The 14,243-nt window shown below is 68.4% G+C and carries 12 protein-coding genes; 8 read left to right on the top strand and 4 right to left on the bottom strand.

What is annotated here, in order from left to right; genetic code table 11:
* Positions 1–89: 89 nt before the first annotated feature.
* Genes BLW27_RS01890 through BLW27_RS01880 form a run of 3 tightly spaced genes read left to right on the top strand, consistent with a single transcriptional unit; the run spans position 90 to position 2,889 of the window.
* Positions 90–926, top strand: a complete 837-nt coding sequence (locus BLW27_RS01890) for a DMT family transporter (protein ID WP_089878341.1) — start codon at positions 90–92, stop codon at positions 924–926.
* A 57-nt stretch (positions 927–983) separates the two neighbouring features.
* Positions 984–1,754: an esterase/lipase family protein gene (locus BLW27_RS01885; RefSeq protein ID WP_089878337.1), complete on the top strand. Its 771-nt coding sequence runs from the start codon at positions 984–986 to the stop codon at positions 1,752–1,754.
* Positions 1,744–2,889, top strand: coding sequence for an alpha-D-ribose 1-methylphosphonate 5-triphosphate diphosphatase (locus BLW27_RS01880; RefSeq protein WP_089878335.1), 1,146 nt, complete (start codon positions 1,744–1,746; stop codon positions 2,887–2,889). The genes BLW27_RS01885 and BLW27_RS01880 overlap by 11 nt, the downstream gene beginning before the upstream one ends.
* A gap of 6 nt (positions 2,890–2,895) precedes the next feature.
* Here BLW27_RS01880 and BLW27_RS01875 read toward each other — a convergent pair whose 3' ends face one another.
* A complete protein-coding gene (locus BLW27_RS01875) occupies positions 2,896–3,915 on the bottom strand; it encodes a LacI family DNA-binding transcriptional regulator (RefSeq protein WP_089878332.1) in 1,020 nt (339 codons plus the stop codon).
* A gap of 131 nt (positions 3,916–4,046) precedes the next feature.
* Between BLW27_RS01875 and BLW27_RS01870 the strand changes: the two genes are divergently transcribed.
* Genes BLW27_RS01870 through BLW27_RS01850 form a run of 5 tightly spaced genes read left to right on the top strand, consistent with a single transcriptional unit; the run spans position 4,047 to position 9,733 of the window.
* Complete coding sequence (locus tag BLW27_RS01870) at positions 4,047–5,105, top strand: sugar phosphate isomerase/epimerase family protein (RefSeq protein WP_089878330.1); 1,059 nt, start codon at positions 4,047–4,049, stop codon at positions 5,103–5,105.
* Positions 5,102–6,259 (top strand): Gfo/Idh/MocA family protein, encoded by a 1,158-nt coding sequence (locus BLW27_RS01865; protein WP_089878325.1) that lies wholly within the window; start codon positions 5,102–5,104, stop codon positions 6,257–6,259. The genes BLW27_RS01870 and BLW27_RS01865 overlap by 4 nt, the downstream gene beginning before the upstream one ends.
* Positions 6,256–7,755: a sugar ABC transporter ATP-binding protein gene (locus tag BLW27_RS01860; protein ID WP_089878322.1), complete on the top strand. Its 1,500-nt coding sequence runs from the start codon at positions 6,256–6,258 to the stop codon at positions 7,753–7,755. Before BLW27_RS01865 ends, BLW27_RS01860 begins: the two co-directional genes overlap by 4 nt.
* Positions 7,752–8,756, top strand: a complete 1,005-nt coding sequence (locus BLW27_RS01855) for an ABC transporter permease (RefSeq protein ID WP_089878319.1) — start codon at positions 7,752–7,754, stop codon at positions 8,754–8,756. Before BLW27_RS01860 ends, BLW27_RS01855 begins: the two co-directional genes overlap by 4 nt.
* Before the next feature lie 23 nt (positions 8,757–8,779).
* Positions 8,780–9,733 carry an ABC transporter substrate-binding protein gene (locus tag BLW27_RS01850; RefSeq protein WP_089878316.1) on the top strand — a complete coding sequence of 318 codons (954 nt, stop codon included), beginning with the start codon at positions 8,780–8,782 and terminating at the stop codon, positions 9,731–9,733.
* Between the two features lie 90 nt (positions 9,734–9,823).
* On the opposite strand, the gene polA is transcribed toward BLW27_RS01850, so the two are convergent.
* From polA to BLW27_RS01835, 3 genes are all read right to left on the bottom strand, one after another.
* On the bottom strand, positions 9,824–12,622 hold the full coding sequence (polA, locus tag BLW27_RS01845; protein ID WP_089878313.1) for a DNA polymerase I: 2,799 nt from the start codon (positions 12,620–12,622) through the stop codon (positions 9,824–9,826).
* A 112-nt stretch (positions 12,623–12,734) separates the two neighbouring features.
* The gene (locus tag BLW27_RS01840) at positions 12,735–13,157 is read right to left on the bottom strand and encodes a hypothetical protein (RefSeq protein ID WP_089878310.1); all 423 of its coding nucleotides are present in this window, start codon (positions 13,155–13,157) and stop codon (positions 12,735–12,737) included.
* The gene (locus BLW27_RS01835) at positions 13,154–14,242 is read right to left on the bottom strand and encodes an EscU/YscU/HrcU family type III secretion system export apparatus switch protein (RefSeq protein ID WP_089878307.1); all 1,089 of its coding nucleotides are present in this window, start codon (positions 14,240–14,242) and stop codon (positions 13,154–13,156) included. Before BLW27_RS01835 ends, BLW27_RS01840 begins: the two co-directional genes overlap by 4 nt.
* Position 14,243: the final 1 nt, after the last annotated feature.

Raw genomic sequence — 14,243 nt, 5'->3', positions numbered from 1 at the left:
TCACGGCGGCTCTCCCGGAGTGGTTGTGCGGGATTGAAGGACGGGGACGGCGGCTGGCGCGCGCCCGCGCGGTGGCGTAAGCCGTCGGCATGCGCCTGTTCCTGCTGACCGCATTGACGATGACCGCCTTCGCGGCGAACTCGATCCTGAACCGCGCGGCGGTGGGCGGAGGCGATATCGGCGCGATCCCGTTCGGCGCAGTGCGCCTTGCGGCGGGCGCCTGCGTGCTGCTGGCGCTGGTCCTGCTTTTGCGGCGCAAGCCTGTCTTCGGCGGACCGGGGCGCGTGCCGGGCGTCGCCGGGTTGTTCGTCTACGTCTTCGGGTTTTCATGGGCGTATCAGGCGCTGGACGCGGGGCTGGGCGCGCTGATCCTGTTCGGTTGTGTGCAGATCACCATGTTCTGCGGCGCGATCATGGGCGGCGAAACGCCGCCGCGCGCCCGCTGGGCGGGCGCCATAGTCGCGCTTGGCGGCCTTGCCTGGCTGCTGTGGCCGGGGGCGGGCGTCACCGTAAGCCTGCCGCACGCGGCGGCGATGGTGGCGGCAGGCATCGGCTGGGGCGGTTACTCGCTTGCGGGACGCGCGACGGCTGACCCGCTCGTGGCCACGATGGCGAATTTCGCGCTGGCCGCGCCGGCGGGTCTGCTGCTGGCCGGAGCGTTGCCGGGATCGTTCGAACCGGCGACGCCGCTGGGCCTGGCCCTTGCGGTGCTGTCGGGCGCCGTCGCGTCGGGAATGGGCTATGCGTTGTGGTACTCCGTACTGCCGCGGATCCCGGGCACGGTGGCGGCGATCGCCCAGCTGAGCGTGCCGGTCATCGCGATGGCGGGCGGTGCCGCGCTGCTGGGCGAGGTGCCGGACGCCGATGCGGTGCTGGCCGGCGCGATCGTTCTGGGGGGTATCGGCCTGTCGGTGCTGCGCCGCTAGCGCGTGGTCGACCGGTTTCACCTTTCACAGCGGCTGGGCAGGCTATATCTCACGGGCATGACCCGCCTCGTCCTCGCGCTCTGCCTGGCTCTGATCGCGGCGCCCGCCGCGGCCAAGGACTGTGTCGTGCTTCTGCACGGGCTGGCGCGCACCGAGTATTCAATGGCGCTGATGGGGCAGTTCCTGCGGCTGCGCAATTACCACGTCGTGATCCCGGGCTATCCCTCGACCAAGGCGCGGGTGCAGGCGTTGGCCGAAAACGTCCTGCCCGAATCCATCGCGCGCTGCGGCGAGCGACGGATCCATTTCGTCACGCATTCGTTGGGCGGAATCCTGTTGCGCTTCTGGCTGCGCGACCACCGACCCGACCGCCTGGGCCGCGTCGTCATGCTGGCGCCGCCCAACCATGGCACCGAGCTTGTGGACGAGTTGGGCGGCTGGGAAATCTTCGAGTGGATGAATGGCCCGGCCGGCCAGCAGCTGGGAACGGGGCCGCAGGACCTGCCGCAGATGTTGCCTCCTGTCGATTTCCCGCTGGGCGTGATCGCCGGGTCGCAGACGCTCAACCCGGCGTTCTCGGCGATCATTCCGGGCGTCGACGACGGCAAGGTTTCCGTGCAGGCCACCGCTGTGGAGGGTATGGACGCGCATATCACGCTGCCGGTCACGCACACCTTCATGATGCAGTCGCCGGTGGTCATGGCACAGACGGCCCTTTTCCTCGAGGAGGGCAGGTTCGACCCCGATCTGGACTGGACGCAGTATTTCCCGGTCGAGCAGCTGGCCTGCCTTCTGGGGCTGTGCGCCGAGGACGACGATGCCGATTGAGATGACCTTCGACGGCGCGCACGTCCTGCGCCCGGACGGCTGGGACGACGCGCCGCTGACCGTCGCGGAGGGGCGCATCGTCGAGGGCACCTTGGCACGACGCGTCGATCTGCGCGGCTACGAGATCCGCGCCGGCATCGTCGACGCCCACGGCGACGGGTTCGAGCGTCACATGGCCCCGCGCCGCGGCGCGCTCCGAGAGCGTGACGCGGGCATGGTCGCGGTATCGGCCGAGCTGGCGGCGAACGGCATAACCACCGCGGTACTTGCACAGTTCTGGTCCTGGGAGGGCGGCATGCGCGGGCCGGACTTCGCCGAGGAGGTCTTTGCCGCCACCGCCTCGGTCGCGCCTACGGTGCCGGTCGACCTGCGCCTTCAGATGCGGCTGGAAACCCACTTCCTCGATGCGTTCGACCGCGCCGAGGCGATGATTGACCGGTTCGGCATCCCGATGGTCGTGTTCAACGACCATCTTCCGCACGAGCGGCTGGCACAGGGGCGCCGGCCGCAGCGGCTGACCGGGCAGGCCCTGAAATCCGGCCGCAACCCCGAGGCGCACCTGGCGCTGATGCAGGCGCTGCACGAGGCATCGGACCAGGTGCCGGCCGCGCTCGACGCGCTGTGTGCCCGGCTGGCAGGACAGGGCGTCACCATGGGCAGCCACGACGACCGCGCCGCCGAAGGCCGGGCTACCTGGCGTGCGCGCGGCGCTCGCGTGTCGGAGTTTCCCGAAACCGCCGAAGCCGCCCGCGCGGCCCGAGTTCACGGCGACGCCATCGTGCTGGGCGCGCCAAACGTGGTGCGCGGGGCAAGCCACGCGGGGAACGCCTCGGCGCTGGATCTTGTCGCGGACGGGCTGTGCGACGCGCTGGCCTCGGACTACCACTACCCGGCCCCGGCCCGCGCGGCGCGGCGCTGCGTCGAGCTGGGGCTGCTCAATGACGCGGCCGCCTGGGCGCTGGTCTCGGATGGGCCCGCGCGCCTTCTCGGACTGGCCGATCGTGGCCGAATCGAGCCGGGCCTACGCGCCGATCTGTTGATCGCGGACAGCGAAACCGGGCGCATCTGCGCCACTATCGCTGCGGGCGAGATCGCGTGGATGTCAGGGCCGGTCGGCCACCGGTTCCTGGGCTGACAGGATCTAGCCGGACGTCTTGCGCGGCGGCGGGCCGGCGCTGTCGCGGCGGATGAACTCGATCTCGATCAGATCCGAGGGCCCGGTGCGCGTTCCGCTCTCGATCATGCCCAGCAGCAGCTCCGCCGCGCGGATGCCGATCTGCGTGCGCGGCTGGCGGATCGTGGTCAGCGCCGGGCTCAGGTGCTGCGCGATCTCGATGTTGTCGAAGCCCACGATCGATACGTCGTCCGGTACGCGGACCCCCTCGCGTTGCACCGCGCCCATGAAGCCGACCGCCATTTCGTCGGACGAGAAGAACAGCGCCGTGGGTCGGTCGGTCATGTCCAGCCATGCCCGGGCCGCCGCGGCGCCCGAATCCATGCTGAAGTCGCCCTCGAGGATCCAGTCCGGGCGCATCGGCACCCCGACCGAGGTCAGCGCCTCGCGGAAGCCTTCCAGCCGCGTCTCGGTCAGAAGGTTGCCGCGCGGGCCGGTGACGTGGCCGATGGCGCGGTGCCCCAGCCTGGCAAGGTGGCCGACTGCCATTGCCGCCCCCTTGCCGTTCTCGACACGCACCGAGGGCAGATCGCGTGTCATCCACTCGCACGCCATCACCACGGGCGGCCGTCCGGGAATGTCCAGCGCGTCGGGCGCCAGCGAGCCATCCAGCAAAACGATGCCGTCTGCCTGCCCCGATGTCAGGTAGTGGCGAAACCGCTGGTCCGGGTCCGGGCCGGCCTGCGTGTCGGCTATCAGCATGCCGTATTGCGCCGGGGTGAGGATCGAAGCGAGCCCGGCCAGGATCTGCGAGAAGAACGGGTTCGCGATGTTGGGCAGCAGCACGATCACCGATCCGGTCCGCTGCCGGCGCAGGTTCGAGGCCGTGGCGTTCACGCGATAGCCGGTCTCGGCAACGGCGCTCAGCACCGCCTCGCGCGTGGTGGCGGCGACGACCGACGGCTTGGACAGCGTCCGACTGACGGTGGCGGTCGAGACCCCCGCCGCCTTCGCAACATCCTGAATCGTGGCGACTTTCCGGTCCATCCCCGCCCTTTCACGTGCGCCAGAATGGCCCGACAAAAATCTGTTGTAAACGATTTCATTCTTTGTCACCATCACGTGCAAACGATTACAGGCGCGCCGGAGGGGGAAAACGGCGCGCATGGGAGGACGCCGTGAAAACCATCAAGGGCCCCGCTCTTTTTCTTGCGCAGTTCGCAGGCGACGAAGCGCCGTTCGACAGCTGGACCGGGATCACCCGCTGGGCCGCCGATTGCGGCTACGAGGGCGTTCAGGTGCCAAGCTGGGACAGCCGGCTGATCGACCTGGACAAAGCGGCGGACAGCAAAGGCTACTGCGCCGACTGGGCCGGGCAGGCCCACGAGAACGGCATCACCGTGACCGAGCTGTCGTGCCACCTGCAGGGCCAGCTGGTCGCGGTACACCCGGCCTACGACATGGTCTTCGACGGCTTCGCGAACCCGTCCGTGCGCGGCGATCCGGCGGCGCGGCAGGAATGGGCCGTCTCGCAGGTCGAAAAGGCGATCCGCGCCTCGGCCAACCTTGGGCTGACGGCGCTGCCGACATTCTCGGGCGCGTTGGCCTGGCCCTACGTCTACCCCTGGCCGCAGCGCCCCGCCGGGTTGGTCGACATGGCCTTCGACGAGCTTGCCCGCCGCTGGCGCCCGCTGCTGGACCTCGCCGACGAACACGGCATCGACCTGTGCTACGAGATCCATCCCGGCGAGGATCTGCACGACGGCGTCACCTTCGAGATGTTCCTCGACCGCGTGGACCAGCACGCACGCGCCAAGATGCTCTACGATCCCAGCCACTACGTGCTGCAGTGCCTCGACTACCTCGATAACCTGGACATCTACGCCGAGCGCATCGGCGCCTTCCACGTCAAGGACGCCGAGTTCAACCCGACCGGCCGGCAGGGCGTCTATGGCGGATACCAGTCCTGGGTCGACCGCGCCGGGCGCTTCCGGTCGCTTGGCGACGGGCAGGTCGACTTCAAGGCCATCTTCTCGAAGCTGGCGGCGATCGACTTCGACGGCTGGGCTGTCGTCGAATGGGAATGCGCGCTCAAGCACCCCGAGGACGGCGCGCGCGAGGGCGCGGCCTTCGTGCGTGACCACATCATCCGTGTGACCCCGCACGCCTTCGACGATTTCGCCGATGGCGGCACGGACGAGGCCGCCAACCGCAAGATGCTGGGGCTGGGCGCATGAGCCGCTTTGCCGACAGGACCGGCCCGATCCGGCTGGGCATGGTGGGCGGCGGACAGGACGCCATGATCGGCTCCATCCACCGCATCGCCGCGCGCCTGGACGGGCACTACCACCTTGTCGCCGGCGCGCTGTCGTCGACCGAGGACAAGGCCCGCGCCTCGGCCGAGGCGATAGGCCTTCCCCGCGATCGGACCTACACCGACTATGTCGAGATGGCCAAGCGCGAGGCGCGGCTCAAGGACGGAATCGAGGCGGTGGCCGTCGTGGTGCCCAACCACATGCACCTGCCCGTGGCGCGCGAGTTCCTGAAACGCGGCATCCACGTGATCTGCGACAAACCGCTGACCGGCACGCTGGCCGACGCCAAGAAGCTGGCGAAGGCGGCCGAGCAGTCGGACGCGCAGTTCATCCTGACGCACAACTACACCGGCTACCCGCTGGTCCGCGAGGCGCAGGCCCGCGTCGCGCGCGGCGACCTGGGCGACATCCGCGTGGTGCAGGTCGAATATGCGCAGGACTGGCTGGCCGAGGTCCCGGCCCCCGACAACAAGCAGGCCGCGTGGCGGACCGATCCCGAACGTTCGGGCGCGGGCGGCGCCACCGGGGATATCGGCACACATGCCTTCAACCTGCTGCGCTTCGTCACCGGGCTGGTACCCACGGCGCTGGCGGCGGACCTGCAAGCCTTCGTCCCCGGCCGCGCGCTGGACGACAACGCGCATGTCATGCTGCGCTTCGACGGCGGCGCGCGCGGGATGCTGTGGTGCAGCCAGGTCGCGGCGGGAAAGGAAAACGCCCTGACCCTGCGCGTCTTCGGCACGAAGGCCGGGCTGGAGTGGCGGCAGGAAGAGTCGAACCGGCTGCTGGTCACCCCGCTGGGCGGCGCGACCGAGATCGTCACACGTGCCTCGGCCGCCACGTCAGACGGCTCGCGCCGGCTGACACGCACGCCGCCGGGGCACCCGGAAGGGTTCCTCGAGGCGTTCGCCAACATCTACGGCGAGGCCGCGCAGGCGATCCGCGCCGCGCGCACCGGTGCGTCGGTGCCCGAGGGGGTGACCTTTCCGACGATCGCCGACGGCGTCGAGGGCGTCTCCTTCGTCGATGCCTGCGTCCGGTCGTCGAAGCGCGATGCGGCTTGGGTGAAGCCATGACGGCGATCCTCGAGGCGCGCGGGATCACCCGGGCCTTCGGGCCGATCCGGGTGCTGCACGGCGTCGATTTCTCGCTGATACCGGGCGAGGTTCACGCCCTGATCGGGGAAAACGGAGCAGGCAAGTCCACGACGATGAAGATCCTCGGCGGCTACCTTGCCCCGACCGAGGGCGAGCTGCTGCTGGACGGCCGGCCGGTTCGCTTCGCCGACCAGCGCGAAGCCGAGGATGCCGGAATCCTGATGATCCACCAGGAATTCAACCTGGCCCTGCAGTTGACGGTCGAGGAGAACATCTTTCTGGGCCGCGAGAAGATGCGCGGTCCCTTTCTGGACAAGAAGGCGATGCGCGAGGAAGCGCGCGACCTGCTGGCGCGGCTGGATTGCCACGCGGACCCGCGCACGCCGATCCGCGACCTGTCGGTCCCCAACCGCCAGATGGTCGAGATCGCCCGCGCGCTTGGGCGCAACGCCCGCGTGCTGATCATGGACGAGCCGACCGCCGTGCTGACCGCCCGCGAGACCGACGTGCTGCTGGAGCAGATCGCGCGGCTGAAGGCGCAGGGCACTGCGATTCTCTACACCTCGCACAAACTGGACGAGATCGCGCGCATCGCCGACCGAGTCACGGTGCTGCGCGACGGCGCCCACATCACCACGCGACCCGCCGAAGGCTTCAGCGAACACGCGATGGCCGAAACGATGGTCGGCCGCGAACTCTCGGACCTGTTCCCGCCCAAGGTGCCCGCTCGGGACGATGTGGTGCTGCAGGTCGAGGGGCTGACCGTGCCCGGCCGTGTGCGCGATGCGTCGTTCACCTTGCGCCGGGGCGAGGTGCTGGGTTTTGCCGGCCTCGTCGGCGCCGGCCGGACCGAGCTGATGGAAGGCATCGTGGGCCTGCGCCCGGCCACCGGGCTTGTCCGGGTGAACGGCCAGACGATCAAGCCGAACTCGGTCCGCGCCGCGCGCGAGGCCGGACTGGTCTACCTGACCGAGGACCGCAAGGAAAAGGGCCTGCTGCTGACCAAGTCCCTGACCGAGAACCTGACGCTGCTGGCGCTCGATCGCTTCGGCAGGATCTTCATCGACAAGAAGGCCGAGGACACGGCCCTGACGAACGCGATCTCGGATTTCGACATCCGCGTCAACGACCGCGACATGCTGGCCGGCAGTCTCTCGGGCGGCAACCAGCAGAAGCTTCTGCTGGCCAAGACCATGCTGGCCGAGCCGCAGATCGTCATCATCGACGAGCCCACGCGCGGCATCGACATCGGCACCAAGCAGCAGATCTACGAATTCATCGCCGCGCTGGCAGCGGCGGGCAAGAGCGTCATCGTCGTCTCGTCCGAGCTGACCGAGGTGATCGGCCTTGCCGACCGCGTGGTCGTCATGGGCCGCGGCCACATCGCCGGAGAGCTGAGCGGCGACGCAATCACCGAGGACGCGATCCTGCGCCGCGCCATGGGCGTGGACGAGTTGACCGGAGCAAGCGCATGACCGACACCACCGCGGCACCCCAAGCGACCAGCCGGCGGCGCAGCCTGCCGCTGCACGTTCTCGGGCCAGTCCTGGCGCTGATCGCGCTGATCGTCCTGGGCGCCATGCTCAACAGCAACTTCCTGAGCTACGCGAACGTCACGAACGTGCTGGCGCGCTCGGCCTTCATCGGCATCATCGCGGTCGGCATGACCTTCGTCATCACCGGCGGCGGGATCGACCTGTCCGTGGGCTCGATGGCGGCCTTCATCGCCGGGGTAATGATCATGGCGATGAACGCCTTGATTCCGACGCTGGGCATCGGCGTTCCGCTGGTCCTGGCAGGCATGGGCGTGGCCCTGCTGACCGGGCTGGCGGCGGGAATGCTCAATGGTTTCCTGATTGCCAAGGTCCGGATCGAGGCGTTCATCGTGACGCTGGGTGCGATGGGCGTCTACCGCTCGTTGACCACCTGGCTGGCCGATGGCGGAACGCTGTCGCTGGATTTCGATGCGCGCACCTTCTACCGCCCGGTCTATTACGACGGCATCCTCGGCATCGCATGGCCGATCATCGTCTTCGCGCTGGTCGCGATCCTGGGCGAGCTGGCGATGCGCAAGACGCCGTTCGGGCGCCACTGCGCCTCGCTGGGTGCGAACGAGCAGGTGGCGAAGTATTCCGCCGTCAAGGTCGACCGGGTGCGTATGGGCACGTACGTGCTGTTGGGCGTGCTGGTGGGCGTGGCGACGATCATGTACGTGCCGCGCCTCGGCTCGGCGTCCGGCTCGACCGGCGTGCTGTGGGAGCTTGAGGCCATCGCCGCGGTGATCATCGGCGGCACCCTGCTGAAGGGCGGCTTCGGCCGGGTCTGGGGCACAGTGATCGGCGTGCTGATCCTCAGCCTCATCGACAACATCCTGAATCTCGCCTCGATCGTCTCGCCCTATCTGAACGGCACGATCCAGGGCGTCATCGTCATCCTTGCCGTCGTCTTGCAACGGCAGGGCAAGTCCGCCGAATGAACGGCACAATTGGGAGGAAACACATGCAACGCAGAACGATCCTGAAGGGCGCCGCGCTGGGTCTGGCGCTGGCGTCGGGCCCCGCGCTGGCGCAGGAAGACACCATGACCATCGGCGTGGCCATTCCGTCGGCCACGCACGGCTTCATGGGCGGCCTCAACTACCACGCCCAGGCCAGCATCGAGCGCCTGGAAGAGACCTACCCGCAGCTTGACTTCGTCCTGGCCACCGCCGGCGACGCGGGCACCATGGTCAACGACATCGAGGACATGGTCGCCACCCGCGGCATCGACGCGCTGGTCGTGCTGCCCTTCGAATCCGAGCCGCTGACCGGCCCCGTCCAGTCCGTCAAGGAACAGGGCATCTGGGTCACGGTCGTCGACCGCGGCCTGTCTGTCGAGGGGATCGAGGACCTGTACGTGGCGGGCGACAACCCCGGCTTTGGCCGCGTCGCGGGCGAGTACTTTGCCGAGACCCTGAGCGAGGGCGACAACATCGTGGTGCTGCGCGGCATCCCGACCACGCTCGACAACGAGCGGGTCGAGGCATTCCAGGCGGCCATCGAAGGGTCGGGCATCAACGTGCTGGACATGCAGCACGGCAACTGGAACCGCGACGACGCCTTCAACGTGATGCAGGACTTCCTGTCGAAGTACGAAGACATCGACGCGGTCTGGGCCGCCGATGACGACATGGCCATCGGCGCGCTCGAGGCGATCTCGCAGGCGGGCCGCAACGAGGAGATGTGGGTCGTCGGCGGCGCCGGGATGAAGCAGATCATCAAGCGCATGATGGAAGGCGACCCGATGCTGCCCGTCAACGTCACCTACCCGCCGGCACAGATCGCCACCGCGATCGAGCTGACGGCGCTTGGCCTCGTGTCGCCCACACCGGTTTCGGGCCGGTTCATCATCGGCAGCCAGATCATCACGCAGGAAAACGCCGAGCAGTTCTACTTCCCCGACAGCCCGTTCTGATCGGAAGCCATTGAACGACAAGACGACGGCCCGTGACTTCGGTCACGGGCCGTTTTTTGTGTGGTGGAGTAGCGGAGAACGTCAAGTCGCCTAATGCGCGGCAGCCCAGTTCGCCCCCTGCCCCGCATCGACCACCAGAGGCACGTCCAGCTTCACCACCGGATCGGCGGCGCCTTCCATCACCGCGCGCGCGGCCGCGATCAGGTCTTCGGCGGCGCCGGTCTCGACCTCGAACAGCAGTTCGTCGTGCACCTGCAGCAGCATCCGCGCGGGCAGGCCCGCGATGGCGTCGGGCATCCGCACCATCGCGCGGCGGATGATGTCGGCCGCGGTGCCCTGGATCGGGGCATTGATCGCCGCACGGCGGGCAAATCCCGCCCGTGGACCAGAGGCCGAGATTTCAGGCGTATGGATGACGCGACCGAACAGGGTTTCCACCCGCTTGTGTTCCTTGGCGAAGGCGATGGTGTCGTCCATGTACTTCCGGATACCGGGGAAGCGCTCGAAATACCGGTCGATGAAGCCCTGCGCCTCGGCCCGGGGGATGCGCAGGTTACGCGCAAGACCGAAGCCCGAGATCCCGTAGATCACGCCGAAGTTGATCGCCTTGGCCTGCCGGCGCACCTCGGACGTCATCTGGTCGAGCGGGACGTTGAACATCTCGGATGCCGTCAGCGCGTGGATGTCCTGCCCCTCGGCGAAGGCCTGCTTCAGCTCCTCGATCCCGGCCATGTGCGCCAGGATGCGCAGCTCGATCTGACTGTAGTCCAGGCTGACCAGCACCTTGCCCTCGTCCGCGACGAAGGCCTCGCGGATGCGGCGGCCTTCGTCGCTGCGCACGGGGATGTTCTGCAGGTTCGGCTCGTTCGAGGCGAGGCGCCCGGTATTGGCCCCCGCAATCGAGTAGCAGGTGTGCACCCGGCCGGTATCGGCGTTGATATGCGTCTGCAGCGCGTCGGTGTAGGTCGATTTCAGCTTGCTGATCTGGCGCCAGTCCAGCACCCGCGCCGGCAGGTCATGCTCGGTCGCCAGATCCTCGAGCACGTCGGCGCCGGTGGCGTAGGCGCCGGTCTTGCCCTTCTTACCGCCGGGCAGCGAGAACTTGTCGAACAGGATCTCGCCCAGCTGCTTGGGCGAGCCGACGTTGAACTTCTCGCCCGCCAGTTCGTGGATCTCCGATTCCAGCTGCGCCATCTTCTGCGCGAAGGCGCCGGACATGCGGGACAGCACGTCGCGGTCCACCTTGATGCCCGCGCGCTCCATGTCCGCCAGCACGGGAACCATCGGGCGTTCCAGCCCCTCGTAGACGCGGGTGACGCGGGCGCGGTGCAGCTGCGGCTTGAACGTCTTCCACAGGCGCAGCGTGATGTCGGCATCCTCGGCGGCGTAGGTCGCGGCCTGGTCGATGGGCACGCGGTCGAAGGTGACCTGTGCCTTGCCGGTTCCGAGAAGCTGCTTGATCGGGATGCAGGTGTGGCTGAGGTAGCGCTCGGCCAGCGTGTCCATGCCGTGCCCGTGCAGGCCGGAATGCATCGCGTAGGACATCAGCATCGTGTCGTCGATCGGCGCCACGGCTATGCCGTAGCGGCTTAGAACCTTGACGTCGTACTTCATGTTCTGCCCGATCTTGAGCACCGCCGGGTCTTCGAGCATCGGTTTCAGCACGGCCAGCGCCTCGTCCAGCGGGATCTGCCCCTCGGTCAGCGCATCGCCCGAGAACAGGTCGTCAGCGGCGCCGTCGCGGTGGGTCAGCGGCACGTAGGCCGCCTGCCCCGGCTCGATGCACAGCGACACGCCGACGAGATCGCACAGCATCTCGTTCAGGCCGGTCGTCTCGGTGTCCAGCGCGACGTGACCCCGCGCATGGGCCGCCGCAACCCATTCCCGCAGCGTGGCAACGTCGCGAATGCAGGTATAGGCATCGGTGTCGATCGGCGGCATTTCGGGCAGCGAGGCTTCCTCGGCCGGATCGGGCGCCTTTTCGGGGATGACCGGCGCCTCCTTGCCCATCGCGTCGGCGATGCGCTTGGACAGGGTGCGGAACTCCATCTCGGCGAGGAAATCCAGCAGGACCGCCGAGTCGGGCTCGCGCACCTCAAGCTCGTCCAGTGCGAAGCCCAGATCCATGTGGCAGTCGAGCTGCACCAACTTCTTGGACAGCTCGATCTGCTCGCGCTTGTCGATCAGGGTCTGGCGGCGCTTGGGCTGCTTGATCTCCTCGGCGCGGTCCAGCAGGTCCTCGAGCGTGCCGTATTCGTTGATCAGCAGCGCCGCGGTCTTGAGCCCGATGCCCGGCGCGCCGGGAACGTTGTCGACGCTGTCGCCCGCCAGCGCCTGCACGTCGACCACCCGTTCGGGCGGCACGCCGAACTTCTCGATCACGCCCTCGCGGTCTATCACCCGGTTCTTCATCGGGTCGAGCATCTCGACCCCGTCGCCCACCAACTGCATCAGGTCCTTGTCCGAACTGATGATCGTCACCCGCCCGCCGGCCTCGCGCGCTTGGCAGGCCAGCGTGGCCATGATGTCGTCGGCCTCGAACCCTTCCAGTTCCTTGCAGGCGATGTTGAACGCCTCGGTCGCACGGCGCGTCAGCGGGATCTGCGGGCGCATGTCCTCCGGCATGGCGTCGCGATTGGCCTTGTACTGGTCGTAGAGGTCGTTGCGGAAGGTCTGGCTGCCCTTGTCGAAGATCACCGCCACGTGGGTCGGCGCGTCGGGGCCGGTGTTCCCCTCGACGTAGCGGTGCAGCATGTTGCAGAAGCCGCTGACCGCGCCGATCGGCAGGCCGTCGGACTTGCGCACCAGCGGCGGCAGCGCGTGGAAGGCCCTGAAAATGTAGGCCGATCCGTCGATCAGGTGCAGGTGGCAGCCCTTGCCGAACCCCATGGCGCGTCTCCCTTGGCGATTGGCGCGGACAATGGCGCAAGAGCGCGGGATTGGCCAGCCGCCAAGGGTTGGAACGCCCCTCTGGTCGCGCCGGATTGATCGCCGCGGCGGCCTAGCCTTCGCCGCCTGCGTTCAGGATGCCAAGCGCCTGAAGCCGCTCGGTCGCAGCGCGATCGCGCGTCTGCCTGCGCTCGTCGGCCTGTTGCCGCGCCAGATCCTCGAGGGCATCGTGCCGGGCCAGCGCGGTGCGCGCGGCGGCCTGGCTGTCATGCTCGCGCGCGCGGGCCATCGCGGCCTGCTGCAGCAGGCTCGCCCGGCGGTTCAGCAGCCAGCCGTTCCACAGCCGGTCCGCGCCCAGCATCCGGTGCGCGCCGAGCCCGGCCCAGTCCGACTGCGCCGCGCGGCGCAGGGCGTCGATCTCGGCCACCTCGGCGGCGATGCGGCGGCTTTCGGCCAGGTTCCTGCGGTGGCTTTCCAGCGCGCGGTCGCGCAGCGCGCCGGTGACCGGATGCAGGTCGTCGAGCTTTCCCGTCATCCCCAACCCCTTTCGCGTGCGCGGCGGCGCATGTCCTCGGCAAAGCGGATCGCCGCGGCCACCGGTTCGTAATGCTCGGGCGCGATCTCGTCGCCGATCCGGGTGGTCGCGTGAAGCGCCCGCGCGGTCGGCGGGTCCGACCGGATCGGCACGCCGGCCTCGGCGGCGATCTCGCGGATCTTCAGCGCGACCGCGTCCTGCCCCTTGGCGACGCAGACGGGCGCCGAACCCGCGGCGCGGCTCCATTTCAGCACGACGGCGTAATGCGTCGGGTTCACGATGACCACGTCCGCGCCCGGCACGTCCTGCATCATCTGGCTCATGGCGATTTCCTGCGCCTTCTGGCGGCGCTGCTGCTTGATGTAGGGATCGCCCTCGGACTCCTTAAACTCGTCGCGCATCTCCTTGTGCGTCATGCGGTTCTTGCGGATGTGCTCGGCCTGCTGAAAGAAGAAATCGAGCAGACCGATCGCGCCGGCGATCACCACCACGATCGTCAGGAACCGCATCATCTTGCTCACCAGCGCGACCGCGCCCTCGGCCGGGCTGGCGCGCATCATGCCGACGATCTGCTCCATCTGCGAACCGAGGAACAGCGCCAGCACGCAGGAATAGACCAGCAGCTTCACGAAGCTTTTGGCGAACTCGAACAGGCCCTTGCGACCGAACTTGTTCTTGGCGCCCTCGATCGGCGACAGGCGGCTGAACTTGGGCACAAGCTTGGACGGGGTGAACAGCAGCGTCCGCGTGGCCAGCAGAAGCAGCAGGACCAGCAGGCCCGGCACCAGCAGCAGCGGCGCGACCGGCACCATCGTGGCGCGCATGACCGAAGCCGCCACCGCAGGCGCGCCGTCGCGGAAGAACAGCGTTGCCAGGCGCTCCGGCTGGGCAAGGAACGGCACCAGCGCGTCGGCGAAGGTCGTGAGGGCCTTCGCGCCGAAGCCGATCCCGACCAGCAGGATGCCCAGATAGGCCATCGTGGTCATCAGGTCGGTCGATCGGGGAACCTCGCCCTTCTCGCGCGCTTTCTCGAGCTTGCGCGGCGATGGCTCGTGGCTCTTTTCGGCGCCTTCCTCCTCGGACATG

This window comes from Citreimonas salinaria (genome assembly GCF_900107235.1).
Classification (GTDB): Bacteria; Pseudomonadota; Alphaproteobacteria; order Rhodobacterales; family Rhodobacteraceae; genus Citreimonas; species Citreimonas salinaria.
Note: the sequence above shows the minus strand (reverse complement) of the source record. Positions and strands in the feature narration are given on the sequence as shown.